This is a genomic window from Aestuarium sp. (assembly GCF_023253315.1).
GTDB lineage: Bacteria > Pseudomonadota > Alphaproteobacteria > Rhodobacterales > Rhodobacteraceae > Marivivens > Marivivens donghaensis.
The window spans coordinates 1-557 of the sequence record NZ_JALRGW010000198.1 but is presented as its reverse complement, the minus strand read 5'-3'; the positions used below and the strand labels follow the sequence as shown (position 1 = coordinate 557).

The following is a 557-nucleotide window of genomic DNA, read 5'->3' as shown; positions in this document are numbered from 1 at the left end:
AAATTCATGGATTCATGGCCCCTGAAAAGTCCGGTTGTATTTGAATGCCCGGGGTGGGTGCTTGCTACTGCTCAAGTAGTCCCCCAGTCCAGTCGTGTTTGTAAACCAGCCCAGTCCAGTCCAGTCCTATCCAGCCAAGTAGCCCAGCTCGGAGCCAGGGGGTACTTTTTTTTCTGGGGTTTTCCAGTCCAGGTATCGAAACTTCACAGGCCCCCTAATTTAGGGCCAATCATTCTCTATCGGGTCATTCGCCCTTCTCGACTTGCAGTGGCAGCGGCACCTTCAGCGGCGTCGCCATGGACTGGACTGGACTGGACTACTTGAGCAGTAGCAGCCCGGGCCATTGGCTTGTCTGGACTGGGCTACTGGGGTTCCACGCCAAAACCGGCAGGCGGCCGTCGGTTCTTGAAACCCCACTACCGGAATCATCCGGAGGGGTGTCGATTATTTTTTAAAAAAAAAGTGATGTTCAGCTGGCTGGCTATCGGTTCTGATTTTCAACGCGATTTCAGCCGGCTGGCTGCTGGTTCAAGTTTCAGTGCGTTTTTCTTGCCTGG

At 53.9% G+C, this 557-nt stretch carries 1 protein-coding gene; it reads left to right on the top strand.

Features of this window, described 5'->3' with window-relative positions:
- Positions 1-348: 348 nt before the first annotated feature.
- Positions 349-557: hypothetical protein (locus tag AC1QQ2_RS14990; RefSeq protein WP_479713748.1), on the top strand; the 209-nt coding region annotated here is incomplete at its 3' end.